At 70.9% G+C, this 24,457-nt stretch carries 22 protein-coding genes; 11 read left to right on the top strand and 11 right to left on the bottom strand.

Annotation, left to right across the window (positions count from 1 at the left end; all coding sequences use genetic code 11):
* Positions 1-25 precede the first annotated feature (25 nt).
* From asnB to VHU88_17165, 6 genes are read right to left on the bottom strand one after another with little or no spacing between them, the layout of a single operon-like run.
* On the bottom strand, positions 26-1,981 hold the full coding sequence (gene asnB, locus VHU88_17190; GenBank protein HEX3613426.1) for an asparagine synthase (glutamine-hydrolyzing): 1,956 nt from the start codon (positions 1,979-1,981) through the stop codon (positions 26-28).
* The gene (locus VHU88_17185; protein HEX3613425.1) at positions 1,969-3,210 is read right to left on the bottom strand and encodes a glycosyltransferase family 4 protein; all 1,242 of its coding nucleotides are present in this window, start codon (positions 3,208-3,210) and stop codon (positions 1,969-1,971) included. Before VHU88_17185 ends, asnB begins: the two co-directional genes overlap by 13 nt.
* The gene (locus VHU88_17180; GenBank protein HEX3613424.1) at positions 3,207-4,535 is read right to left on the bottom strand and encodes a nucleotide sugar dehydrogenase; all 1,329 of its coding nucleotides are present in this window, start codon (positions 4,533-4,535) and stop codon (positions 3,207-3,209) included. The genes VHU88_17185 and VHU88_17180 overlap by 4 nt, the downstream gene beginning before the upstream one ends.
* Entirely contained in the window at positions 4,532-5,968 is a 1,437-nt protein-coding gene (locus tag VHU88_17175) for a hypothetical protein (GenBank protein ID HEX3613423.1), read from the bottom strand. The genes VHU88_17180 and VHU88_17175 overlap by 4 nt, the downstream gene beginning before the upstream one ends.
* Complete coding sequence (locus VHU88_17170) at positions 5,965-7,245, bottom strand: hypothetical protein (GenBank protein HEX3613422.1); 1,281 nt, start codon at positions 7,243-7,245, stop codon at positions 5,965-5,967. The genes VHU88_17175 and VHU88_17170 overlap by 4 nt, the downstream gene beginning before the upstream one ends.
* Positions 7,245-8,849, bottom strand: a complete 1,605-nt coding sequence (locus VHU88_17165; protein HEX3613421.1) for a sugar transferase — start codon at positions 8,847-8,849, stop codon at positions 7,245-7,247. The genes VHU88_17170 and VHU88_17165 overlap by 1 nt, the downstream gene beginning before the upstream one ends.
* 669 nt (positions 8,850-9,518) lie before the next feature.
* Here VHU88_17165 and VHU88_17160 point away from each other — a divergent pair.
* From VHU88_17160 to VHU88_17125, 8 genes are all read left to right on the top strand, one after another.
* Complete coding sequence (locus VHU88_17160; protein ID HEX3613420.1) at positions 9,519-10,247, top strand: phosphatase PAP2 family protein; 729 nt, start codon at positions 9,519-9,521, stop codon at positions 10,245-10,247.
* A 223-nt stretch (positions 10,248-10,470) separates the two neighbouring features.
* On the top strand, positions 10,471-12,042 hold the full coding sequence (locus VHU88_17155; protein HEX3613419.1) for an HlyD family efflux transporter periplasmic adaptor subunit: 1,572 nt from the start codon (positions 10,471-10,473) through the stop codon (positions 12,040-12,042).
* Between the two features lie 533 nt (positions 12,043-12,575).
* Positions 12,576-12,788, top strand: coding sequence for a hypothetical protein (locus tag VHU88_17150; GenBank protein HEX3613418.1), 213 nt, complete (start codon positions 12,576-12,578; stop codon positions 12,786-12,788).
* A 199-nt stretch (positions 12,789-12,987) separates the two neighbouring features.
* Entirely contained in the window at positions 12,988-13,797 is an 810-nt protein-coding gene (locus VHU88_17145) for a hypothetical protein (protein HEX3613417.1), read from the top strand.
* Between the two features lie 9 nt (positions 13,798-13,806).
* The gene (locus tag VHU88_17140; GenBank protein HEX3613416.1) at positions 13,807-14,625 is read left to right on the top strand and encodes a hypothetical protein; all 819 of its coding nucleotides are present in this window, start codon (positions 13,807-13,809) and stop codon (positions 14,623-14,625) included.
* 59 nt (positions 14,626-14,684) lie between these two features.
* Entirely contained in the window at positions 14,685-15,086 is a 402-nt protein-coding gene (locus VHU88_17135) for a helix-turn-helix transcriptional regulator (protein HEX3613415.1), read from the top strand.
* A gap of 80 nt (positions 15,087-15,166) precedes the next feature.
* A complete protein-coding gene (locus VHU88_17130; GenBank protein HEX3613414.1) occupies positions 15,167-15,382 on the top strand; it encodes an AbrB/MazE/SpoVT family DNA-binding domain-containing protein in 216 nt (71 codons plus the stop codon).
* Entirely contained in the window at positions 15,379-15,786 is a 408-nt protein-coding gene (locus VHU88_17125; GenBank protein HEX3613413.1) for a PIN domain-containing protein, read from the top strand. The genes VHU88_17130 and VHU88_17125 overlap by 4 nt, the downstream gene beginning before the upstream one ends.
* Positions 15,787-15,800: 14 nt before the next feature.
* Here VHU88_17125 and VHU88_17120 read toward each other — a convergent pair whose 3' ends face one another.
* The 3 genes from VHU88_17120 to VHU88_17110 form a co-directional block, all read right to left on the bottom strand.
* Positions 15,801-16,328, bottom strand: a complete 528-nt coding sequence (locus VHU88_17120; protein HEX3613412.1) for a hypothetical protein — start codon at positions 16,326-16,328, stop codon at positions 15,801-15,803.
* A 90-nt stretch (positions 16,329-16,418) separates the two neighbouring features.
* On the bottom strand, positions 16,419-16,934 hold the full coding sequence (locus VHU88_17115; GenBank protein ID HEX3613411.1) for a hypothetical protein: 516 nt from the start codon (positions 16,932-16,934) through the stop codon (positions 16,419-16,421).
* 8 nt (positions 16,935-16,942) lie between these two features.
* Positions 16,943-18,013 carry an alpha/beta hydrolase gene (locus tag VHU88_17110; GenBank protein ID HEX3613410.1) on the bottom strand — a complete coding sequence of 357 codons (1,071 nt, stop codon included), beginning with the start codon at positions 18,011-18,013 and terminating at the stop codon, positions 16,943-16,945.
* Between the two features lie 218 nt (positions 18,014-18,231).
* Between VHU88_17110 and VHU88_17105 the strand changes: the two genes are divergently transcribed.
* Complete coding sequence (locus tag VHU88_17105) at positions 18,232-19,146, top strand: MEDS domain-containing protein (protein HEX3613409.1); 915 nt, start codon at positions 18,232-18,234, stop codon at positions 19,144-19,146.
* A gap of 7 nt (positions 19,147-19,153) precedes the next feature.
* Here the strand turns inward: VHU88_17105 and VHU88_17100 are convergent, their stop codons facing one another.
* Both VHU88_17100 and VHU88_17095 read right to left on the bottom strand, forming a co-directional pair.
* Positions 19,154-19,393, bottom strand: a complete 240-nt coding sequence (locus VHU88_17100; protein HEX3613408.1) for a hypothetical protein — start codon at positions 19,391-19,393, stop codon at positions 19,154-19,156.
* 143 nt (positions 19,394-19,536) lie between these two features.
* Complete coding sequence (locus VHU88_17095) at positions 19,537-21,768, bottom strand: hypothetical protein (protein HEX3613407.1); 2,232 nt, start codon at positions 21,766-21,768, stop codon at positions 19,537-19,539.
* A gap of 336 nt (positions 21,769-22,104) precedes the next feature.
* On the opposite strand from VHU88_17095, the gene VHU88_17090 reads away from it, so the two are divergent.
* Positions 22,105-22,380 (top strand): hypothetical protein, encoded by a 276-nt coding sequence (locus VHU88_17090; GenBank protein HEX3613406.1) that lies wholly within the window; start codon positions 22,105-22,107, stop codon positions 22,378-22,380.
* Between the two features lie 838 nt (positions 22,381-23,218).
* A partial coding sequence (locus VHU88_17085; GenBank protein ID HEX3613405.1) for a hypothetical protein occupies positions 23,219-24,457 on the top strand: 1,239 nt, incomplete at its 3' end.

Raw genomic sequence — 24,457 nt, 5'->3', positions numbered from 1 at the left:
TCCGGACAGGCTTTCTGACTGGCCCTCAGGCCGCGGTGACCATCGACGTACCGGCTGCCCGCCCGGCCGACACCCCGGCCGCGCCCGCCTGCCGGTACCAGAACTCCAGCGTGAGCAGGTGCCACAGGTGCTTGGCGCGGTCCTCGCTGCGGGCCGCGTCCTGCGCGATCAGGCGCCGCACCGCGTCGCGGCGCAGGAACCCGGCCGCCACCAGTTCCCCGTCGGCGACCATCTCCGACACGAGCGGGGCGAGTGCCCCGGACATCCAGGACCGCAACGGCGCGCTGAACAAACCCTTCGGGCGGTGCACCACCGAGTCCGGCAGCACGCTCGCCGCGGCCTGCTTCAACGCCAGTTTCCCGCGCCGGCCGCGGATCTTCTCCGCACCGGACAACGCGAAGGCGGCCTTGACCACCTCGACGTCGACGAACGGGACCCGCACCTCCGCCGAGGCGGCCATGCTCGCCCGGTCGGTGTAGGTCAGGTTCAGGCCGGGCAGGAACAGCCGCGCGTCGGCCAGGCACATCCGGTTGACGTGATCGTCGAGCGCCTGGTCGGCATAGATCGCGTCGTGCTCGGCCAGCACGTCGGCGGCCACCTGCGCCAGGTCCGGGTCGATCAGGTCGAGCAGTTCGGAATGGTCGTAGAGGGTGTAGCTGCGCCGGAACGCCTGCGCCTCCGGCAGTTCGGCGAAGGACAGGAACCGTTTGGCGAACCGCACCGAGCGGTACCCGCGGCGCGAACCGGCCACCGGCAGCCGGCCGACCGCCGCGGCCATCCCGCCGCGCAGCGGCCCCGGCACCTGCCGGTAGCGCAACGCCATCAGGTTCGCGGCGTGCTTGCGGTAGCCGCCGAACAGTTCATCGGCGCCCATCCCGGACAGCAGCACGGTGATCCCGGCCTCCCGCGCGGCACGGCTGATCAGGTAGGTGTTGATCGCCGCCGGGTCCCCGATCGGCTCGTCGAGGTGGTGCACGAGCAGCGGCAGCATTTCCCTTACGTCCGGGGCGATCTCGATCTCGTGCAGCTTGACGCCGAACCGCCCGGCCACCTCACGGGCGTAGCGCAGGTCGTCGGGCATCGCCTCCATCCGCGCGTCCTGGGCACGGAAGGCGATCGTGAACGCGGTCAGGTCCGGGTTCTCCCGGGCAGCCAACGCGGTCAGGTAGCTGGAGTCCAACCCGCCGGACAGGAACGCACCGACCCCGACGTCGGAGATCAGGTGCCGGCGGGTCGAGTCGGCCACGATCGCCGCCAGGTCCGGGGTCGCGGCCCCGGCCGCGGCCCCGGCCGCGGCCTCGGCCACCTCACGCAGCGAGAAGTAGCGACCCTCGGCGACCCGCCCGTCCGGGGCGATGCGCAACCAGCAACCCGGTTGCAGCTTCGACACCTCCCGGATCGCGCACCGCGTGTCCGGCACCCAGTAGTACAACAACGAGGCCACCATCGCCCCGGCATCCATGCTCAGCTGTGGCCCCAATGCGGCCACGATCCCTTTCAGTTCCGAGGCGAACACCAGCCCCGCGCCGCCGCGGTGCACGAACAACGGCTTGATGCCCAACTGGTCGCGGGCCAGGGTCAGCTCACCGGTGGCCTCGTCGAGGACCGCGAACGCGAACATGCCGCGCAACCGCGGCAGGCACTCGATTCCCCAGCGCCGCCAGGCCTCCAGCAGCACCTCGGTGTCGGAGTGCCCGACGAAGGCGACCCCGGCCGCGCCCAGTTCGGCGCGCAGTTCCGGGTAGTTGTAGAGCTCACCGTTGTAGACCAGGGTCAACCCACCCCGACGCATCGGCTGCGCGCCGGCCTCCGACGGGTCCAGGATCGCCAGCCGGCGGTGCCGCAGTTCCACCGGGACCCCGGCGCACGCCAACCCGACCGCACCGTGCCCGTCCGGGCCGCGGTGCTCCAGCGCACCGATGATCCGGTCGGCCACCGCCGCCGCGTCGGGCCAGGCGTAGGTGCCGGCTATCCCGCACACCGGACACCCCCGGGGGCGGCTGCCCGTTTGACGTGACGGGCCGTCAGTTCGTCGTACAGCGCGACATATGCGGGCACCTGGCAGCGCCAGGCCAGCACCTGCTCGACCCGCCACCGCCCGGCCTCGCCCATCTGCTCGCGGCGCAGTTCGTCGTCGAGCAGTTCGAGGATCTTCCCGGCGAAGTCCTCGGTGCGGTTGGGTTGCGCGTACAGGGCCGAGGAATCGGCCGAGACCTTGGTCTCGATCAGGTCGAAGGCGACCACCGGCAGGCCGTAGGCCAGGTACTCCATGGTCTTGTTCATCGTGGACACGTCGTTCAGCGGATTGCGCGGGTCCGGGCACAGGCCGACCACCGCGGTGGACAGGATTTCCTGGACCTGCGCATCCGGGACCCGTCCGGTGAAGTGCACGTGCTCGCCGAGGTTCAGTTCGGCGGCCAGGCGGTGCAGTGCCGGCGCGGCATCGCCGCTGCCGATCAGCGTGAGCCCGACGTCGGTGCGGCCGTGGGTGTGCACGATGTGGTGCATCGCGTGCAGCGCCAGGTCGACGCCGTCCTGCGGGCCCATCACCCCGAGGTAGGCCAACAGGTGCTTGTGCCCGCGGCGCAGTTCCTCGACCGGTGCCCCGGCGCGCATCCGGTCCGGGTCCGGCCCGGTGCGCACCACCGTCACGTGCTCCGGTCGCTTGCGGCCGCGGCGCAACGCGACCGACCGGTAGGACTCGTTGGTGGACACCACCCGGTCGGCCACGGCGTAGGTGATGCGTTCGGTGGCCAGCAACGCCCGGTGCACGATCCGCGGCCCCTCGGGCCAGCGCGACTCGTACAGTTCCGGGCACAGGTCGTGCTGATCGAAGACCACTCGCGCGCCCCGGGCCTTGAACGGCAGCGCCGCGGCCCACAGCACGTCCGGCGGGTTGCACAACTGCACGACCTGGAACGGCCGCCGCCGCCAGGCCTTGGCCAGTCCCCTGAACGAGGCCGTCACCGAATAGGCGTACTCACCGACGAAAGCGGCCTGGTGGGTGATCGGCGGGAAGGCCCGGTACTTGTACAGGTGCACGCCCTCGTGCAGTTCGTAGGAGGGATCCCCCGGGCCCTTCGGGCAGACCACCGACACCTCGTACCCGGCGTCGCGCAACGCCTGGCACTCCAGCCAGACCCGGCGGTCGAAGGGCACCGGCAGGTTCTGCACGACGATCGCCACATGAGCGGCGGAAGACTTGCTCACCAGCCGATCCCTTCGTAGCCGGGCAATGCTTCGACGGCGGCGCCCAGCCGCCCGGTCAGGTCGAACACAGCCGCCGGGCGCGCCGTCACGACCGCTGCCGTCACCGCCGCGGCGGCCGTCGAGACGACCACCACCGGGGCGCCGTCCAGGGCTTGTTCGGGTGTCTCGCAGAGCACCCGACCCAGGTGCGGCAACCGTTCGTTGACGGTGCGCAGGTTGGCCCCGCGCAGACGGGCCGGGTTGACCACCGGGTCGTTGATGCGCAGGTCGATTCCCTTGCCGATGAGCCTTTCGGCGAGTTCGACGTTGGGGCTCTCCCGCAGGTCGTCGGTGGCCGCCTTGAACGCCAACCCCAGCAGGGCGACTCGCCGGTCCGCGCCGCCGACCTCGTCCACCCGGCGCACCACGCGGTCGGCCAGGTCGCGGACCACGACCTCGTTGGACGGCAGCACCCCGGCCAGCACCGGCAGGTCGACCGAGTGCACCCGGCTCAGGTGCAGCAGGCTGCGCACGTCCTTGGGCAGGCACGAACCGCCGAAGGCGAACCCGGGGCGCAGGTAGGCCGGCGAGACGTTCAGCACGGTGTCCTGCACGAACAGTTCCATGACCTCGCGGGAGTCCACCCCCACACAGCGGTAGAGCCGCGCGAGTTCGTTGGCGAAGGTGACCTTCAGGGCGTGGAAGGCATTGCAGGACAGCTTCAGGCTCTCCGCGACCGACACCGGCACCTCGTGCACCGGGGCGTCGACGAATCCGAACAGTTCCCGCAACGGGCCGGTCGCGGCCGGTTCGCCGCCCAGCACCACGAACGGCGGGTCGAAGAAGTCGGCGACCCCGCAGCCCTCGCGCAGGAACTCCGGGCACATCGCCAGGTGCACGTCGCGGCCCAACCGGCCCCGGCAGGTCTCCTCCAGGGCCGGGGCCAGCACCCCGGCGACGGTGCCCGGCGGCACGGTGGAACGGATCACCACGACGTGCGGGCCGGGGCGGTCGCGCAGCACGGTGCCGATGTCGGCGATCACCCGGCGCACGTAGCTGACGTCGGTGGCGCCGTTGGCCGCCGAGGGCGTTCCGACGCAGACCAGGCTCACCGTCGCCTCGCGCAGGGCCTCGGCCAGGTCGCCGGTGGCCCGCAGCGCCCCGGTGGCCACGGCTTTCGCCGTCAACGGGTCCAGGCCCGGCTCCACGACCGGGCACCGACCGGCGTTCAGCGCCTGAACCTTGTCCGGGTCGACGTCGACCCCGATCACCTCGTGCCCGCGGTCGGCCAGGCACGTCGCGGAGACGGCGCCGACGTAACCCAGGCCCAGGACGGCAACCTTCATGTCACGACTCCTCGTCGCAGTTGGAACATCCGCTCGAAGGCCGCACCGGCGAAACCGTCCGTACGGTCGTGCCTGTCCGGGTCGACCAGGAACACCGCGGCCACCGGGATCCCGAGGGTGCGCAGGTCCTCGGCACCGTCGGCCAGGCCGGCGGCGCTCTCGTGCCCGGGGCGCACCAGCAACACCGCGACCCGGTCCGTGGCGTCGCCGGCGGCCCACGGCCCGGCCGGGCGCAGCGAGCCGATCTGCAACTGGGCCGCCGATCCCGCGACGCTCTCCGGCGGAGACAGTTGCACCGCCCCGGCGACCCGGGTGTGCGCATCGCGCACCCGCGCCGGTGCCCCGCCCAGGGCCGCGGTGGGCCGGGTGTCGAGTTGCCCGGCGGCCGCGGCGGTCACGTCCAGGGCCACGGCCGGGCAGCCGCTCTCCAGCACCAGCACGCGATTGCCGTCGCGCAGCAGCCGGGCCAGCAGACCTGCCGCGGCGGCCGGGTCGAGCCGGCGCCGGTGGCCGTGCCGGATCCGCACGACGTCCAGGGCGATCGGTTCACCCAACGCGGTGGCGACCTCACGGCGGCGCAGCGGACGGTCGGCGACGATCACACCGAGCACGGCGGCCGCGGCGCCGGCGAGCAGCCCGAGCAGGCCTCCGGCAACCGGCAGGATCAGCTTGTGGTGGTCGGGAACCGCGATCGGCGGGTCGACCACGCGGCTGCCGGCCGCCGCGGTCGTGGCGGTGGTCTGCAGGTCGGTGGCCCGGCCAGTCAGGTCGTCCATCCGGGTCAGCAGGTCCTTCTGCAGGTCCTCCAACGACTGGATCTGCGCCGGGTAGGTCGAGGCCGCCAACGATCGGGTGACCTCGGTCAGGTTCTGCTCCAGCCGTCCGCGTTGGGCGAGCAGGTCGGAGGCCTGGGTGCTTGCGTTCTGCTGCTGCTGAGCCCGGTAGGCGCCCAGGAACGCCTCGGTGACCGCGGCGACCGTGCGCTGAGCCTGCTGCGGGTTCGGCGACCGGGCGGTCACCTTGATGACGTCCGGGGCCGCGTCCGAGCACGAGTAGGAACCGCTCAGCGCCGCCGGGGAGATCCCCAGCCGCGCGGCGGCCGGCCCGGCGACCGCACCACCGGAGCACAACGCCGCCCCGGTACTGGGCATCACCCCGGGGATGACCTCCGCACCCGCGGCCTGCAGCACCCCGGACTGCTGGTTGTAGTCCTTCAACGGCCCGGGCCGATCGCCGCGGGAGACCAGCACCGCGGCACTGGCCGACGAACCGCCGTGCAACCGCGGCACGGCCAGCCCGAGCAGCACGCCGACCAGGGCACCGATCAGGCACCAGCGCCGGCGCAGCCGTACGGCGACAACGAGACGATCGAGTTCCACCAACGGTTCCAGCCGGGCGCCGAGCGGGGTCGGGGTCGGCTGCAGGCCGCTCATGCCGGTGCTCCCACCGAGGCGCGCCGCAACCGGGCCGGCCGCGGCGCCGCGGCGAGCTCGGGTGTGACCAGCAGGACGGCGTGCGGTGCGGCGCCGGCGTCGTGGCAGGCCCCGGCCAGTTGGTGCAGCGCAGCCGCCGTCATCGTGCCCGCGGTGACCACCAGCACCAGGCGGGCCGCGGGGTCCAGGTCAGGCAGCGTGCCCCCGAGCGCGGCCACCTGCCGGACCGGCGGTGCCGACACCGGCAGTCGGCCGATCAACTTCCCGGCGGTCGCCGCGGCCACCGGATCACCGCCCGGGTGGACGACGGTCAGGGCCGGCACCGGGCCGGCCTGCGCGTCGAGCAGTCGGGAGACCGCGCGGCGCCACCGGATCTCCTCCGCGTCGGTCGGGATCCGGTCCGGGGCCGGGGCCGGGGCCGGGGCCGGGACGGTAGCCGGCACCGGGGCGCCGGCGGCGCGGGCGACCTGGGCGGGTTCGTAGAGGCGGACGTCGCGGCGGCGCGCCAGAACGAGCCCGAGTGCGACCAGCAGCGGGGCCAGCAGGGTCGGGGCGAGGATGCGCCGGGCGGTGGCGAACCGGCCCGGCGGGATCGGCGTCGACTGGTCGATCGGGGTGAACCAGTCCTGCCGGCCGGAAGCCACCTGCGCGGCGGCGATCTTGTCCTGCAGGTCGGTGATGTCCTGCCCGAGGCGCTCCTGCGACTTCTGCAGATCGACCTGCTCCACCCGGGCCGCCTCACCCAACGGGCCGGTGGCGTTCACGCGCGGGTCGGTGTCGATCTGGTTCAACCGGTCGGCCACCGCGGCCAGTTGCGCGTTGACCGGGGCCAACTGCCGGGTCAACGACGCGGCCTGATCGGTGGCGGACTGCCGCTGCAGGCCACCGGAGTAGTCGATGTACGCGGCGGTGTAGGCCGCGATGAGCTTGCGGGCGCCGTCGGTCGAGCCGGCCTGCGCGGTCAGCCGCACGACGTCGTGGGTGAGCTTGGCCGCCGTCAGGTCGTTCGCCAGTCGCCCGGCAGCCGAACCCGGCAGGCTCGCCGCGACCTTGTCGACGACCGCCCGGCTGGACGCGATCCGCGCCTCGGTGTCGGCGCGCTTCGGGTCGTTCGGGTCCTGCGGGAACATCACCGCCGAGGTCGCCACCGCCTGCGGCGGGCGCACCGCGTTCCAGGCCAGTCCGAACAGCAACCCGGCCACCGCGGCCACCGACAACCACCGCAGGCGGCGGCGCACCGCGGCCCACGCGGCCCCGGCGGAGATCGTCTCCTCCATCAGTAGGCCCCGCCGGCCCGCACGACCGCCCGGATCGTGCGGACCACGATCAGCGCGTCGGACAGCAGCGACCAGTTCTCCACGTAGGTCAGGTCCAGCCGGACCGACTCGACCCAGGACAGGTCGCTGCGGCCGGAGACCTGCCACAGCCCGGTCATCCCCGGGCGGACCAGCAACCGCCGGCGCGCGGCCTCGTCGTAGGCCCGGATCTCCTCCGGCAACGGCGGGCGGGGGCCGACCAGCGACATCGAACCGGCGAGCACGTTGAACAACTGCGGCAGTTCGTCGATCGAGTAGCGCCGCAGCACCCGACCGACCCGGGTCACCCGCGGGTCGTCGCGGACCTTGAACATCGGCCCGGCCCCGTTGTCGGACTCGACGAGTTCGGCCCGCCGTTGCTCGGCGTCGGGCACCATCGAGCGGAACTTGACCATCGTGAACGGCTCACCGTTCTTGCCCAACCGACGGGCCCGGTAGAACAGCGGGCCGCGCCCGGAGCACCGCACGGCCAGGGCCGCGGCCAGCAGCACCGGGGACAGCGCGATCAGCAGGAGCAGTGCACCGACCCGGTCGATCACGGCCTTGGTCAACCGTTGCAGGCCGAAGAACTTGGGCTCCTCCAGCCGCAACACGGGAACGCCGTCCAGCGGGCACATCACCACGCGCCGACTGGCGATCTCCATCAGGCCCGGATCGACGGCGATCTCGGTGCCGGTGCCCTCCAGGTCCCAGGTCAGCTCGTGCAGTCGCCGGCTGGACCAGCCGGTGTCCGGGGCCACGCACACCACGTGGTAGCCGAAGCGCAGGACCGTGTCCACGACCGCCTCCAGGCCCCCCAGGACCGGCACGCCGTGCACGGTCCGCGGCGCCCCGCCACCCTCGCGGCGGATCGAGCCGTCGTCGTCGGACAGGCACACCCCGGTGACCGCCCAACCGGCGCGGGAGCGTCGGGCCCGGTCGATGACCGGGGCGACGGTGGTCCCGGAGCCGACGACCAGCACGTTGCGCATGCAGCGGTCCTGGCGGCGCAGGCGGGTGACCCGCCAGCGGATCAGCAGTCGGGTCGAGGTGGCGCCCACCAGCGCCATCGGGACGACCCCGAACGCATACGGGCGAAGCGCGGGCTGCTCCAGCGCGAGCCCGGGCAGGGTGGTGAGCAGACCGAGCCAGACGAAGGCCCGCACGAGGCGGTTGAACTCCTCGGTGCCGTGCCCGAGCACCCGGGGGTCCCAGGCCCGCGCGGCGTACAGGGCCAGCGCCCCGGCCGCGACGACCGAGCAGGCCATCACGATCTGCGCGGTGGTGAACGAGTCGACCGAACCCCACCAGCGGTAGCCCACCGCCGACGCGCTCAACGCGAGCAGGTCGGTGGCGGCGACGCATCGGGAGTAGCGCGACTGCCAACGCGGCCGGGCGACCGTGACCCGCACCGCGACGTTGGTGGCCAGGTGCTGCGCCGCCGGCCGCGCACTCGCCCGGTGGCCGTGGCCGTGGCCGTGCGCCGCCGGGTCCAGCCGTCGGGTCAGCCGCAGGATCCGGCTCAGCTCCGACGGGTTCGGTGCCGCGGTGGTCGGTGTGACTGCAGGCTCGATGCCCAGAACCATTGGTGCGCCCCGTACGAGATCAGGACGTCGGCTGGAGTTCACACGTTCCGAGGCGCGCGTGACCGCCACCCGCCGAATCCGAGTTACTCAACAATTCGACGAACAACAGCATTTTCCGTGTGCGCAATGCGCTTGTCCGGGTGCCGCCCCCCGCTTGTCTGCGGGTGTACGGGTGGCCCGGGATATCGAGGACCTAGATCGGTGCGCCGATACGGAATCGGCTTCCGACGGCCGAACCATAACAGTCGATCAGCAGAATGCAAACCGCCTGGCTTTTCCATTCTCGGTATCCGTGAACGGTTGCTGAACAACCGTCCAATCCGAAGAAAGGCTCAATTCAAGGGTTCACCCCGGCCCCGCAATTCAAACTATGGCCTGCGTCACAAAACGCTGCCGACCCACCGAATCACGAGGTCCGGCGGCATGCCGTGCCGGGGTTGTGCGACCCAATCGGGCTGAGGTAGAAGTTGATCAGTGCAGGCTGTTGGTGCTGCGGATTTATCTTGCGACGTCGGGGAAAGCAGGGGCGAGAGCTACCTGCCGCGAAGCGTCCGACGTCCACGGTGAGTCGTGCACCCGAGCTTGTCGCCACGCCGGGAATCGGTCCGAATATCATTCGGTATACGGTGGTCTCGTGCCGGTGCGGGCGATACGCCGTGGAGTCGGGCCGTGGTGATTGCACCCGACCCGTCGTCGGCCCCGCGCACCCCGACCTATCCGGTTCGCGACGAATTCATCGGCCGCGACCGTGGATTTCTTTACGGGTGCACAATTGTCGGCGCGCTGACTTTAACCGGCGGCGCGGTGGCATTCGCAGTCCATCCACCGGCCGGCGTCGACTGGTGGAGTGAGCATCGCGATCCGGTAGGTCAACCCTGGCGCGGACTCGCCCATTTGCTGGACACGATCGGCAACAGATACGTGGCCACCGCGCTGGTGATCGCCGGAATGCTTTGCTGCCGCGCTGCGCGGCGTCGCGCCGACATGGTGCTGGTCGGCCTCGGCTCAATCGCGGCCCCGGCGACGGCGGAGATCCTCAAACCTCTGGTGGGCCGTCGCATCCACCAGTGCTGCCTGTCCTACCCCAGCGGACATGTGGCCTTCGCGACCGCCTGGGCGCTGAGCCTGGCGCTGGCACTGGCCGGCGCCCGCGCCTGGGACCGGCGCCGGACCCGGCGGTTGGTACCCGCGGCGGCCCTGGCGGTCGGTGCGGCGATCTCGTGGGCGGTGATCGTGCTGAACATCCACTACCCGACCGACGCGCTCGGTGGCGCCGCGACGGCGTTCGCGGTCGTACCGTCGATCGCGCTGGTCCTCGACCGAGTCGGGCGGCCGGTCCGTCCGGATCATGGTCGCCCCCTGCCCCGCTCGCGCCGAGGCATTCCTGGCACTTGGTAACCGGCTCGTGAAATCCGCGCCACGAGCGGTCGGCGTCCACCTGCCGGCGGCGCCGGGCGCGGTCCCGGGCCGGGTGATTTGACCCAAAGCTGGATCTCTCCGTACGCCCCCCCGACCATGCGCCACCTAACGTGACTGTTGTTGTTGATGAGGTTTGTGGGACGAATGTGGCAGGTGGGGTCGGGAGGTGGCCGCGGCGGCGGCCACGAGCAAGGGCGGGTAGATGATGTTCCAGAAGGTCGCCGTCCACGAGGCGCTGGCGCTGCTAGTGCTCGTGGCGACAGTCGGCAACGCCGAGACGCCCGGTCCGGGCAGCCATACGGTGCCCGTGGCCACGGGCACAGTCACATCGACGGTCGAGGCCGTCGGGAACCTCGACGCCCCCCGGACCGTGGGGGTCACGTTCAACGGCAGTCCGGGACTGGTCACGAAGTTGCCGGTGCGGGTCGGCGACGCCGTCGACGCGGGTCAGGAACTCGCCGAGGTCGACAACCGGGCAGCCACCCGACAGCTGGAACTCGCCCAGGCTGCGTTGGTCACCGCGAAGGGTCAGCTGGCATTCGCCAAGGAGACTCTGGACGGGGATCGGGCCTCGGTGGTCGCCGCGGTCCGCATGTTCCGCAACTCCCTGGGCGCCGCCCGCGACGCCGCGATGCGGTTGCACGTGGACCGTGACGCGCAGGACGAGCTCATGTCCTCGCAGGTGCAGAACCTGGACGCCAACCGGCGCGACCGCTCCGAGTCGAGCTCCTCGACAGCGAGCAGTGCCGCACTCCACAGCCACTCGCTGACCACCAACAATCTGACCGGCAATCCCAACTTCCCGGCGAGCGTGACCACCGACAGCCGGACGCGGATCAGGCAACGGCAACGCCTCAACAGCATCACCTCGAGCACCACCCGCAGCGCCGTGGCCGCGGCCGGGGTCGGGTTGGCCGCCGCCCAGGCGGCCCGGGCCACCACCCTGGCCCAGGACGAGCAGAACCTGCGGCAGATGATCCGCGCGGCCAGATTGGCCCGCGCCGATGTCGCGGTCGCCGTGGCGCACGACGGCGTCGGCCACCGCTGCACCTGCATCCCCGGCCTGATCCAGGAGGCCAAGGGCGCCGTCCGCAACGCGAAGGCCGAGGTCGACCAGGCCCACGACGAGCTGGCCGACACCGTGCTGAAGGCACCGTTCAAGGGCACCGTCATCGACATCGCCGGCGACGTCGGCGAGACCCCGGCCGCCGCCGCCCGCGGGACCGCGTCCCCGCCGGCGTTCCCCAACGGACCCGGCGCCGTGGAGGACCGTCATGCGGCCACGCAGTCCGGCTTCGTCACCCTGGCCGACCTGACCCACCGCGACGTCACCGCCCAGGTCGCCGAGAAGGACATCCGCAAGGTCAACGTCGGACAGAGCGCCCAGGTGACCTTCCCCGGCACCGGCGCCGTGGTCACCGGCACCGTCAAGGCCATCGACCTGGAGGAGACCGTCGTGAACCACGTCGTGGAGTACAACGTCAAGATCGACCTCGACGACCGCGCCGCGGCCCAGCGACTCGGCCAGAGCGCCTCGGTCGTGATCACCACCGCCTCCCGCCCCGACGTCCTGTCCGTGCCCAACGCCGCGGTGCGCAGCAGCGGCGAGGGCAAGAGCGTCGTCACCGTGCAGCGCGGCAGCGACTATCTCAAGGTCCCGGTCACGGTCGGCCTGATCGGAGACACCGCCACCGAGATCTCCTCCCGCGCACTCAAGCCCGGCGACCTCGTGGTCGTCCCCGGCACGGCACCGGCGGCGGCCGGCGGCGCCTGAGCGACGCGGGTCGCCCCCGGTGCCGAGAGCCTCGGCGAGGAACTCGACCAACCCGGCCGTCCAACGAGCCAGCCCGGCCTTGTCGGCCAACTGGGCCTGCGCGAGCAGGAGAGTCAGTTCGTCGTTGTGTGCGCCGGCCTGGGCGGCGAGTTCCCGCAGGGCCGCGTCGACGGCCTCGCGTAGTCGTAGGTAACCAGCTGACGCACCATCAGTTCCCGGCAGCCGGCCACAGACGGAAGCGTTCCCAGGGGAACGCCTCGGTTTGCGATGTCCAACACCACCTGACGGGCGGGTGTGCGCGCGGACGCCCGGATAATCCACCGCCGTACTCACGGTGGCGAGTAACCCGTGTCTGCGGAGTGGTGAACATGGCGCATACGGATCGGCCAGCAGGGACGACCGACCCGGCGCCCGCCCGGACCGAGGTCAGCAGCAGCAGGCTGCTGGTCGACTGGCTCGTTCGATGACCGCGACAACGCCGACCGCGTCCACTGCGGACCAGGCCCAGGCCGGCCGGCCCGGGGCTCGCGGCCATGGGCGCAGCGACTGGGGTACTCGCGATCGCGTTCAGCGCGTCACCGGTCATTTCGAACCCCTGCCTCCCACTGGCGCTGCTCGCGCTGAGGCTCTCGGTGGCCGCCCGCCGAGAGGCCCGACCGCGTAGGCGATGCAGCGGCGCGCTCGCCGTGGCCGGACTGTCCATGTCGGCCATCGCAGCCGCCATTGTCGTCGGCATCCACGCCTGACGACAGCCACGTCGGCGCCGCCCAAATCTGGCACCCAATCAGCGAATATATTTCGGGCTTGTCGCTGGCACTTGCCCTACCTCTGGCAGTTCTGACCCTTTGGTTAGCCAAGGCACCAATGACCGCTGGAAACCACCTGGTTCCGCGCGCGTCGGAAGTCGGGCATGATCGGGCCCGGCCACGGGCAGGGAGGTACTGGATGACCACGCAAACCGCGCCGGGCTGGGCCCTGTTGGACAATTCGCTGTCCGACCCAGCGCTGTTGGCAGCCACGTCAGGGGCGGCGGACTACCGGATCCTGCCCGACGCGACCGTGCTCAAGGTCGGCGGGCAGAGTTTGCTCGACCGCGGCCGGGCCGCGATCTACCCACTGGTCGACGAGCTGGTCGCGCTCAAGGGCAGCCACCAGTTGATGATCGGCACCGGTGGCGGCACGCGGGCTCGCCACGCCTACACAATGGGCGCCGCGATGGGCCTGCCGACCGGCGTGCTGTCCGACCTCGGCGCCGCCGTTGCGGGCCAGAACGCCCGGATGCTCGGGTATCTGATGGCCCGTCACGGAGTACCCACGGTCGGGCATGAGGGCTTCGGGGTACTGCCGCTCTACATCGCCGAATCCCACGCGGTGGTCTTCCCGGGCATGCCGCCCTACGGGATGTGGCACCCCAATCCCGAGGCCGGCCTGATCCCGCCCTACCGCACCGACGCCGGGGTGTGGCTGGTCGGCGAGGTCTACGGCGCCCGCAACGTCGTCTACGTCAAGGACGAGGACGGCCTCTACAGCGCCAACCCCAAGACCGACCCGTCGGCGAAGTTGATCCCCCGGATCACCGTGGACGAACTGATCGAGCTGGACCTGCCCGACCTCGTCGTCGAGCGACCGCTGCTGCACATGCTGCGGCACGCCCGGCACGTCCGGTCGGTCCAGATCGTCAACGGGCTACGGCCCGAGCTGGTGACCCGCGCGGTCAACGGCGAACACGTCGGCACGATCATCAGCGCGGACTGAGGGGGCGTCATGTCGGATCCCGGTTTCACTGTCAAGGACGTCCCGTCCCCGCTGATGCGCCAGACCCTGCTCGACCGCGACCTGGTGCGCGTGGTCGAGACCGAACCGATCCGGCTGCTGCCGTGGCTCGACGTGATCGTGCTCGGCGGCCGCTCGATCTGCGACCGCAGCGGGGAAACGGTCACCCAGATAGTCAACGAACTGCGCGCGGCGATGCCACGCCGACGCATGCTGGTCCTCACCGGGCCCGGCATCCGCGGCCGGCACGTACTCGGCGTGGGCCTGGACCTCGGCCTGCCGACCGGCGTGCTGGCCGGGCTGGTCTCCACCGAGGCCGAGGCCAACGGACACCTGATCGCGGCCATGCTGGCCGGCGACGGGGTCTCCTACCTGCCGCACGGCAGTGCCGCCCACCAGCTGACCACCCACCTGGCCGCTTGCCCGTTGGCGGTCGCCAACGCCTACCCGCCCTTCGGGCTCTACGAGCCGCCCCCGGGCGTCGGCAAGGTCCCGGCCTACGGAGCCGACGCGGGCGCATTGCTGCTGGCCGAGGCCTACGGTGCGGCGCAGCTGGTCTACGTCAAGGACGCGGATGGCATCTGCGATGCAGATCCGGCAACCGGCCCGGCACAAGCCTGGTCCGATCTGACGACCAGTCAGCTGCGCGCAAAGGGCCTGGCCTCGATGCCGATCGACCCGGTCGTGCTCGACCTGCTCGACCGGGCGCGACACGTGCGCAGCGCTCGCGTCGTCAACGGTCTGGTTCCCGGTAACCTCACCCGTGCCTTGGCCGGCGAGGACGTGGGGACGCTGCTCCGCGCCGGCTGAGCGGAGCTGACGACCCGACCCGTCAGAAACAGCTAACGACCGAAGGACAGGCGGGCGCCATGCGCACCTTCAGCATCAGTGAGGTAGCCGACCTCATCGGCGTCAGCACCGACACCGTTCGGCGCTGGGCCGACGCCGGCAAGTTGACCGCCAGCCGTGACCGCAACGGCCACCGGGTCGTGCAGGGCCCGGACCTCGCCGAGTTCGCCCGCTCCATGGGCGAACACCCCGAGGTCGTCCGAGTCGTCGGGGCCTCCGCGCGCAACCGACTGCGGGGCATCGTCACCAACGTCATCCGCGACACCGTGATGGCCCAGGTCGAGATCCAGGCCGGCCAGTACCGAATCGTGTCGCTGATGAGCCGCGAGGCCGCCGACCAACTCGGCCTGGAACCCGGCGTGCTCGCCATCGCCCGGGTCAAGTCCACCGACGTGGTTGTCGAGATCCCCGAGAACAGCTGACCGCGACCACCGAAAGCTACTGCGCCCGCCCTTGGGAATTGGCTGGTAACGTTCTCCCTATGGATGCCACAGTGGATTCCGTGGGTCGGATTGTGGTGCCGAAGCCGCTGCGTGAGGCATTGGGGCTGAGCACCGGATCCGTGGTCCACATCTCCCGTTACGGGGCAGGCCTTCAGCTCATCCCGGCCGGCCGCACCGCTCGACTCGTCGAGGAGGCCGGCGTGCTCGTCGCCACCGGCGACACCACGATCGACGACGAAACGGTCTTCGGCCTGATCGACGCCGGGCGACGTTGACCCTCGCCCTGGACACCAGCGTGGCCGTGCCGCTGATCATTGCCACACACAGTGCACATGGCGAGGTCCTGCGCTGGTGGAAGGGCCGTGACGTGGTCTTGGCCGGCCACGCCTTGGCCGAGACTTACTCCGTACTCACCCGGCTTCCGGCAGATCTGCGACTGACCCCGGCCGATGCCGCCGAACTGATCGCGGCCCGCTTCGGCACTCCCCTGTTGCTCGCCCGCAAGACCGCCATGCATCTTCCCGGCATCCTGGCCGAACGCGGCGTTGCGGGCGGCGCCGTTTACGACGCGCTGGTCGGTCTGGCCGCCCGGGACAACAATGCCGACCTGGGCACTCGAGACCTCCGCGCAAAGGCAACCTACGAGGCCGTCGGAGCCCGGGTCGTCGTCGCGGCCTGACAGTGCGCCGGCACTCAGCAGGGAGCGGTCTGGTACTCCACGTCGGAGACCCGCCACTGGCCGTCGGCGCCGCGGATCATCGTCGTCGAGACGCTGTCGTGGGCCTCACCGGAAGTGGCGATCTTCCCACCGCTGACCTTCTTCAGCCCGGTGCCGCTCGCGTCCTGGCAGTCCGCGACGGTCGCCGTGTCGCCGCTGCCCTTCGTGACCTTGGGGTGCACCACCGGCGCCCCGTAGCTGACCATGCCGCCGGCTTGGGCCTGCTCCATCGAGCCGGCCAGCTGAGTCAACTCCGGATCGGTGGTGAACGGCGCGAGCAACGTCTTGCGCTGGGCCGCCGGCGCGGCCGAGATCGCTGCCTGGCCGGCGAAGAACTTCCCGTACGCGGCCAGGACCGCCGCGGTGTCCACGTTCGGGGTTGCCGCCGGCGCAGGCGCGCCGGAAGCCGAGGAGCCGCACCCGGCCAGCACGACACCGCCGAGCAGCGCAGTCGCGACGACGCGAACCCGCAGTCCACGTGAGCTCGCGCGAGGAATCACCACGTTCACAGCATCGGGCACCGCACGCGCGCAAAGCGCGGAATTTGTCCACTCATGACGCCCCGAACCCGAATTCGGGACACCAGCTGCAGCTCAGTGCCCCATGCCCATGCCCGGCATGCTGTGGTCGGCGCGTTGGGCCGCGAAGTAGGTGTGGATCGCCTCGACCTGGGCCGGATCGGCGCTGCGGAAGGTGATCTGCCCACCCGCGGGCAACTCCGCATAGGAGATCTGCATCTTCGGGGCCCCGGACCGCATCGCCGCCAGCCCAGGCATGTTCGCCCCGTGCATGGCCGCCGGGTCGCTGAAGTCACCGACCGCGAACTGTCCGGCGATCTTGCTCAGGTGGGCCCGGATCGCGGCGATGTCCTTCGCGTCGTCCGCGCTGTTCGCGACCACCTGCTGGATCCCACCGTTCTCGGTGTCCTGGAACGAGTGCACCGTGCGGTTCAGGTCGAACCCCATCATCGAGGTCGCCGTCGTCACCTTCGCCGTGTCCTGCGCGCCCGCCGAATGCGAATCCTGCCCGCACCCGACCAACGCTGCACCGACCGCAAAGAACAGCACGGCGCCGCCTGCGATCGCAGCGCGGCGCCGTGCTTCGGTCATCTTCGAACTCAACCGCCGTTCTGGGCCAACCAAGCGTTGGCGGCATCCACCATTACCGGGAAGTGCTCCTCGAGGATCGGGTAGTGCGAGGCACCCGGGATGTTGATGCTGGTGACCTTCGAGCTGCCGGAGTACCGGGCCTGCATCTGCTGCGCCGAGGGCGGCGGGAAGACCGGGTCCGCGTCGCCGAAGGTCATCAGCACCGGGACACCGATGTCGCCGAGGTGCTGCATGTCGGTGCCGATCGCGAACTGCAGATTCATGAGCTGCCCGCACGGGTCCGGCTGCATCGCCGGGGTCTTGTCCCGTACCTCCTTGGTCGCGCTGGCGAAGTAGAACTCGTCGCGCGAGCCCGCGGCGAAGGTCGCGTACTCCGGGCGCCCGGGCTTGAAGTAGTCGCCACCCTGGTAGCAGCGGAAGTTCGCGTCGAAGGCCTCACTCAGGGCGTACGGCCCGGCCGACCAGTCGCCCCACGACTGGTTGAAGACCCCGGCGGTGTCCTTGAACGTGTAAGCCTCGATATTCGCGATCAGCCCACCGACCGAGGAGCCGGAGGTGAAGACCTTCGCGAACTTGGTCGGCGCACCGTTGCCGAGCGTGTAGTTGCCGGACTTCAGCGCCGCCACCATCTGGTGGGCGACGTCGGCCTCGGACCCGAAGCACGTCGACAGTCCGGGAACCTCGTCACTCTTGCCGTAACCGAGGCGGTCGACCGCGATGGAGACGTGGCCGCGCTTGGCCATCTCCTCGGCGTAGTTGTGCCCGGGGATCGGCAGGTTGAAGTAGTCCGAGGTCCAGGTGACCGCATGCAGGTACAGCGTCGCAGCCTGCCCGGACCTGATCGCACTCCGCGGCCCGACCACGAGGCCACGGACCGTGTAGTCCCTACCGTCGGCCGGGTACTCGCAGTAGACCTCGGTGTTGTTCGTGTTCTTAACGTGGAACGAGATCGGAATCTTGACGACGTCCGACGCCGAGACAGCCGTGGTGCCGGAGTGCACGGCCGACGCCGGGCCGCTGAGCAGCCCGATCGTCGTCACGGCCGCGACCGCGGCAGCCAGCAAGGAGGGGATGCGCATATGTGGGAACCTCTCGAGGGGTCAGTGGTGCGCCCGAGCCTGGGGCGATCCTGAACTCTGAGCCACGATTCGTTTGAGATCAAACGAAGCGGTAGCGCGCATCATATATCGCATTTGCCACATTACCAGCGGGGTTTTTACCGCATCTGCGGCAAGTGGGTTGGACCCCAGCGCGCCCGGGTCTTATCCGCCGGGCCTCGCGATGAAAAGATGACCCCGTGACGGGATTTGCTCATCGGGTCCTCCCGTATCTTAGCGAGCGGGAGTACGTGGCCACGCTCGTCCCGTTCCTGGCCGAGGGCCACGCGGCGGGCGATCGCCTGCTGGTCGTAGCCACGCCCACCCGGTTCAAGCTGCTGCGCGCGGAGCTGTCACCGGCCGCCGTCGTGGAGTTCGTCGACTCCAACAACTGGTACCGCAGCCCCGGCCACGCGACCGCCTGCGCCGCCAAGCACTTCCGCCTGACCGGCGACAGCGGCCTGCGGGTGATCGGTGAGCCGCCGTGGCAGCAGAGCGCACCCGACGAGCTCGCCGAGTGGTCCTGCTACGAGGCGGCGTGCAACCTGGCCTTCGCCAACGTCCCGATCCAGGTCGTGTGCCCCTACCGGATCAGTGAGACCCCGGCCGGTGTGCTGGCCGAGGCCCTTCGCACGCACGCCGAGATGACCGACGTGCTGGGCACCCGCGCCTGCGCCGGTTACGTGGCCCCGCGCCAGTTCGTCCCCGACTTCGAGCCACTGCTGGCGCCGCCGCCACCGGCGAGCAAGGCGACCGTGGTGCGCAACGGCACCTTCGAGGACGTCGCACGCCTGGCCACCAGGCGGGCCCTGGAACTCGGGGTGGTCGGCCGCTCGGCACGCAACTTCGGCCTGGCCGCGCACGAGGCGGCGGCGCAGTTCTTCCCGGACCAGCCGGTGGAAGCGCAGATGAAGGTGTGGACCGCGCGCCGGGAACTCGTCGGCGAACTGCTCTGCCGCGGACCCCGGCAACCCCGGATCACCGGCTACCTGCAGCCGCATCCCACCGACGGCACCGGCGACCGACTCTGGCTCACCCGACGCCTGTGCCGGGTGGTGCGCCTGGCCTCGACCCCGTACGGGATGCGAGTGCGGCTGCACCTTCCCGCCCTCTGAGGTTCGCTCAGACGGTGACCGGCCCCGGGCTGTGCTCCTTGCGGTCGATCAGGTCATGTCCGGCCGCGACGACGAGCATCCCCAGCAGGACCACCGCGAAGCCCATCCGGAAGCCGTGGCCGGTGGTCTGCGTGCCGCTCCGCGTCGGGCCGATCAGCAGCCCGTCGATGAAGTAGATGGCCCCGAAGATCGTCATCAGCCGGAAGGTCCAGAACTTGCTGAGCTGCTTCCAGGTCTTGTCGCTCATCGCTGCTCCCGTCACCGCATGCCGTCAAGGCAGTTGGACGCAGGCCACGGACAAACCGCCTCATGACGATCAGACGGTTTCGCACTCCTCCGAACGGCTGAGGGCTCATCACTCAGCCTCGAGTGCTTTCGCGCCAGCGGCGGTCAGGACCTTTTCGCATGCAGGAAGGGGAGGTCGAACAGGTGGTGGTGCAGCAGGTGAGCGTCGCTGTGCCGGTTGCGCACGATGGAACGCTGCGTCAGCTCGTGCAACGCCTGGACGAACGCCGGGGTCGCCACGGCCGGGTCGACCCACAGGTTCAGCCAGTACCCGGGGGCGAATTCCGGGCCGGGCAGGAACTCGAACTGGGAGCTTCTGGCCCACGCGTCGGCCACCTGTTGCCCGAGAGTGGACTCGATGACGCGGGCATCGGGCGCCTGCGAGACCCCGATGACCACCTGGACCTGATCCTGCGTCAGATCGGTGTCGGTACGCCGCGCCAGGTCGATCACCCGACCCGGCAACTCGAACGCCAGCACGCCGGCATCCGCGGTCGCGACCGCGCCGCGCAGGTGGGAGTCGCGCAGCAGGACACCCAACGCGACCTGCGAATCCTGCAGTCGGTACCGGTAGGCGGCGAAACCGACCGCGTCCGTCGCCGGGATCCACGAGATCAGGACCGCCAGGCCCGCCGCGGCCACCGCCGTGGCACCCCGATCGCGCAGCACGATCCGGTCGACGAGGCCGATCGCCAGGGCGGCACCGGTCCCCAGCAACACGCCCTGCTGAGCATGCCGATCGGCGGTCGCGACGACCACCGCGGCGGCAGCGACGAAGACCGCCGCCATGGCCCAACCGTCGCGCAGGCCCTGCGCATCGCTCGGGCGGCGCACGATCAGCGGGCGCGCCAACGCGACCGCCACGACCGGGAAGATCGCCTGCCAGATCAACCGACCTGCGTAGTCACCCGGCAACGCCCACCGGTGGTAGCCGCCGAGCAGGACCAACGCGGCAGTCAGCCCCAGCACCAGTGGGGTGGCATCCCGCCGGACCGTGGGTCCGAACACCCGCCGCCACACCGGCCGACGCCGATTGCGCCCGACCAGGACCACCACGGCCAGCGCAGTCAGCGCGGCCACCAGCACGACCGGACCGACCACGGCGGCGCCGGCCATGAACCGGTCCCAGTCGCTCCCGTCGCCCGTGGCGACGGACAGCCAATTCGGCCACCGGTAACCGAATTGCTCGCCGCCGGCGGCCCAGTAGATCCCGACCCAGGCAGTCACCAGCGCCGCACCGCACAGGTGCAGCGCCCGGCGGTCCAGCACCAGCGCCCAGAGCACCGCGACCGCGCAGTACCCGAGGCCTTCCGGACGCAGCAGCACCAGGCCGATCGCGGTGGCCCAACCCAGCGGCCCGAACCGGCCCGTCCGGTACAGCCCGGCGAACAGCATCGTCACGGCGAGCGCAAAAGCCACCGTCTCGGCACCGGAGAAGAGCTGGATGAAGAAGACCGGGCTCAACGCGGCGGTCGCCAGCAGCAGGAACTGTTGCACCCGGGGCAGCCGCAGGCGATGTGTCCACACCGCGAAGCCGGCCAGCAGGCCCACGGCAACGCATTTGAAGAACAGCTCGTTCGGCACGTGCAGCAGGACCGGCACGATCGACAGCGCGGCCCAGGCGAAGCTGGAGTGACCCTGCACCGAGGGACCCTTCGGGTCCCACGCCCAGTGGTGGGTGTGCACCCAAGTCGCGGCGTAGCGGAAGGCCATGAACGACGAGTCGTCGGTGTAGCGGATGAAGACGAAACCCAGCGCGAGGGCGACCGCAGCCAGGGCCAGACAGACCCACGACAGGTAGCGATGCGAGCCCCGCGTCGCCTTCGCCGGTGCGACCGTGACCGGCGGCGGGTCCTCGACCGGGCGGCGCTCTCGGCACCGCGGCACCAGCGGGGCCGCGGGCAACGCTCCGTCCGCGCGCCGCACGGGGCGACTACGCCAGGCCGGTTCAACCTGCGGCGGAGTCTCGGTCGGTGCCGCCGCGACGTCCGGGGCCCGGCGAGTGCCCGGCACCCGGAACGGCGAGAAGACCGAGGCTTTCGTCGTGGAGTCCACGGCACCGTCAGCACGCACCTGCGGCGGTAGCACCGGGCCGGGTTCGCCGGGCTCAGCCGCCTGCTCGCCGGTCGAACTGCGATCGGCGGCGCTTGCCTCCAGAACTGAATCGACCCACAGGTCCAGGCCGTCCTGCCACCGGTGCAGGGCCTCGAGGTCGTCCTCGACGGCGGAGCCAACCGGGCCCGGGACTGCCTCGCCCGCAGCGCCTGCGGGATCGGAGCCGGGACAGCCCCCGATCGTCGCGTCCGGGCCGCCCGGCACAGTGCGCTCGTCAGCCATCGGTCTCGCCATCGCGGGAGCGCTGCACGGGGAAGAGGCCCGGCCGTTCGGCAGGCACCGCGAGTCGCCCGGCCCGCTGCGCCGGAATCACGACGGAAGGACGCGGCACGCGAGAGCGATCGGCCATCGATGCTCCTGGTCAGAGAAAAAACACACCAGTCACATAGATAACATAAGCATCAGGCTTCGCCGAGGAATGAACCGACCGACACGCTTCGGTACGCGGACGCCCGCCCCTGTACGGCCGCACTATCGGGGACCGCCCGTCCGGGACAGGATGTCGATATCCCCCAGGTGGGTGAGGTTGTGCCAGTTCCAGGCTGATGACCTATGGGCGTGAGCATTCGGATGGAGACAGGAACCCGCGGCGCGGCCACGGCTCGGCCCAGCGGCACGGTGAGCTTCGTGCTCGGCGACATGGTGGGGTCGACCCGGTTGTGGGAGGACCACGCCGCGGTGATGCCCGAGGTTCTGGCGCGCTTGGACGCTTTGGTGGTCGAGCACGCCGATGTTCGGGCCGGGCATCGTCCGCCCGAGCAGGGCGAGGGCGACAACTTCGTGGTCGCGTTCGCGCGCCCGGTGGATGCCGTGGAGTTCGCCGCGGACCTGTAGGCCGCGTTGTGCGCCGAGCCCTGGCCGGAGGGTCTCTCGGCGGCGCTGCGCATCGCGGTGCACACCGGTGCGGCCCAGGATCGCGAGGGTGGCCGGTACATGGGGGAGACGCTGAACCGGTGTGCGCGGTTGCGGGCGTTGGCCCGCGGCGGGCAGGTTCTGGTGTCCGGGGCGACCGCGGCGCCGGTGGCCGAGCACCTGACCGGGCGGTGTTCCTGCGGGACCTGGGGGCGCACCAGTTGCGGGATCTGTCGCAGCCCGAGCGGGTGGCGCAGCTGTGCGGACCCGGGTTGCCGTTCGAGTTCGGCCCGTTGCGGTCGTTGAACCGCGCGCTGACGAACCTGCCGCTGCAGGTGACCAGCTTCGTCGGACGGGCCGGGGAGTTGGCCGAGACCACCCTGCTGTTGGCCGACCGTCGCCACGTCACGTTGGCCGGAGCCGGTGGGTGCGGCAAGACCCGCCTGGCCGTTCAACTGGGTGCCGAGGTGCTCGACGATTTCCCCGACGGGGTCTGGTTCGCCGATCTGGCGCCGTTGACCGATCCCGACCTTGTCGGCCGCACCCTGGCGACGGCGGCCGGGGTTACCGAGGTGCCGGGGCAGCCGATCCTGGACACGTTGGCCGACCGGTTCACCGATTCGGTGGCCCTGGTGGTGCTGGACAACTGCGAGCACCTGCTCGACGGCGCGGCCGCAGTGGCCGAGCGACTGCTCGCGGGTTGCGTGGGAGTTCGGTACTGGCCACGAGCCGGGAACCGCTCGGGACCCTCGGCGAGACGACTTATCGAATCCCGACGCTGGGCCGGCCGGCCGGCCCGGACGGCGCCGGGTGTGAATCGGTGGCGCTGTTCGTCGACCGCGCGGCACTGGCCCGGCCGACGATGCGGGTCGGCCCTGACGAACTCGCCGCGATCACCACGGTCTGCGCGCGGCTGGACGGGATCCCGTTGGCGATCGAGCTGGCCGCCGCTCGTTGTCGATCGATGACGCCGAGTCAGATCGCCGAACGGCTGGGGGATCACTTCGAGTTGTTGACCGGCGGCAGCCGTCGCGCGTTGCCGCGGCATCGGGCCTTGGAGGCCTCGGTCGAGTGGAGCTACAACCTGCTCAGCGACGACGAACGCGCCATGTTGTGTCGGCTGTCGGTGTTCGCCGGCGGCTTCACCTTGGCGGCGGCCGAGGCCGTCGGGGTCGACTCCTCTATCGACACCTGGGCGGTGGTCGATCGCCTGACGGGTCTGGTGGACAAGTCGCTGGTGCTGCAGAGCGACGACGGCCGCTACGGGCTGCTGGAGACCGTCCGCCAGTTCGCCGAGACCCGACTGGCCGGCGCCGGGGACGCGGAGCAGGCACGCCGCCGGCACGCGGCCTATTTCGCACAGGTCACTGCATCGGCCGAGGCCGGTCTGTACGGCCCGGAGCACTTGTCGACCCGACGCGCGCTGCAGCTCGAGATCGACAACCTCCGGTCCGCGCTGGACTGGGCCGAGGCAGCAGGCCAGATCGACCTGGCGTTGAGTTTGATGCTGCCGATCGACCTGTTCTGGCAACGCCAGTTGGCGGAGTCCACCGACCGCCTGAATCGACTCCTGGCAGCACCCTCGGCCGCGCCGGCATGGCGGTTGCTCGGGTTCGCCGCCGCCGCCGAGATGGCGTGCGTCCGCGGCGATGCCCCGGACCTGGTGTCCCGCGTCGAACAAGGTCTGAGCCTGCTCGACGAGACCGCGGACCCGGTCGTCCGCGGCTGGTTGCAGGAGCTGTCCGGATGGGGCCGATTCTTCTGCGGCCAACACGGCGCCGAGGAGAATGCGCGGGCCGGGGTGGAGTTGCTGCGATCCTGCGAGAGCCCGCGCGCCCGCTACTACATGCTCGACGGTCTCTGGGCGGTTGGGCTCAGCGCGATCGGCAAGGGCCGCTGCTCCGAGGGTCTGGCCGCCTTCGCCGAGGCCGCCACCGAGGCGGACCTGACCGGCGCCCCCTTCGGCATCGGGCGCAGCTCGGTGATGTTCGGCCACATGCAGGCCACCTTCGGTCGGTTCGGTCCGGCCCGCCAACTGTCGAGCACGGGACGCCGACTG

It is taken from the genome of Sporichthyaceae bacterium (genome assembly GCA_036269075.1).
GTDB lineage: Bacteria > Actinomycetota > Actinomycetes > Sporichthyales > Sporichthyaceae > DASQPJ01.
This window is presented reverse-complemented; position numbering and strand designations above follow the sequence as displayed.

Excerpts from the sequence above, each read along its gene's own strand:
- VHU88_17145 (HEX3613417.1), top strand. The coding sequence starts at position 12,988 with ATGACCACGCAAACCGCGCCGGGCTGGGCCCTGTTGGACAATTCGCTG.
- VHU88_17100 (HEX3613408.1), bottom strand. The coding sequence starts at position 19,393 with ATGAGCGACAAGACCTGGAAGCAGCTCAGCAAGTTCTGGACCTTCCGG.
- VHU88_17095 (HEX3613407.1), bottom strand. The coding sequence starts at position 21,768 with ATGGCTGACGAGCGCACTGTGCCGGGCGGCCCGGACGCGACGATCGGG.
- VHU88_17150 (HEX3613418.1), top strand. The coding sequence starts at position 12,576 with ATGGGCGCAGCGACTGGGGTACTCGCGATCGCGTTCAGCGCGTCACCG.
- VHU88_17110 (HEX3613410.1), bottom strand. The coding sequence starts at position 18,013 with ATGCGCATCCCCTCCTTGCTGGCTGCCGCGGTCGCGGCCGTGACGACG.
- VHU88_17165 (HEX3613421.1), bottom strand. The coding sequence starts at position 8,849 with ATGGTTCTGGGCATCGAGCCTGCAGTCACACCGACCACCGCGGCACCG.
- VHU88_17140 (HEX3613416.1), top strand. The coding sequence starts at position 13,807 with ATGTCGGATCCCGGTTTCACTGTCAAGGACGTCCCGTCCCCGCTGATG.
- VHU88_17180 (HEX3613424.1), bottom strand. The coding sequence starts at position 4,535 with ATGAAGGTTGCCGTCCTGGGCCTGGGTTACGTCGGCGCCGTCTCCGCG.
- VHU88_17155 (HEX3613419.1), top strand. The coding sequence starts at position 10,471 with ATGATGTTCCAGAAGGTCGCCGTCCACGAGGCGCTGGCGCTGCTAGTG.
- VHU88_17170 (HEX3613422.1), bottom strand. The coding sequence starts at position 7,245 with ATGGAGGAGACGATCTCCGCCGGGGCCGCGTGGGCCGCGGTGCGCCGC.
- VHU88_17175 (HEX3613423.1), bottom strand. The coding sequence starts at position 5,968 with ATGAGCGGCCTGCAGCCGACCCCGACCCCGCTCGGCGCCCGGCTGGAA.
- VHU88_17135 (HEX3613415.1), top strand. The coding sequence starts at position 14,685 with ATGCGCACCTTCAGCATCAGTGAGGTAGCCGACCTCATCGGCGTCAGC.
- VHU88_17115 (HEX3613411.1), bottom strand. The coding sequence starts at position 16,934 with ATGACCGAAGCACGGCGCCGCGCTGCGATCGCAGGCGGCGCCGTGCTG.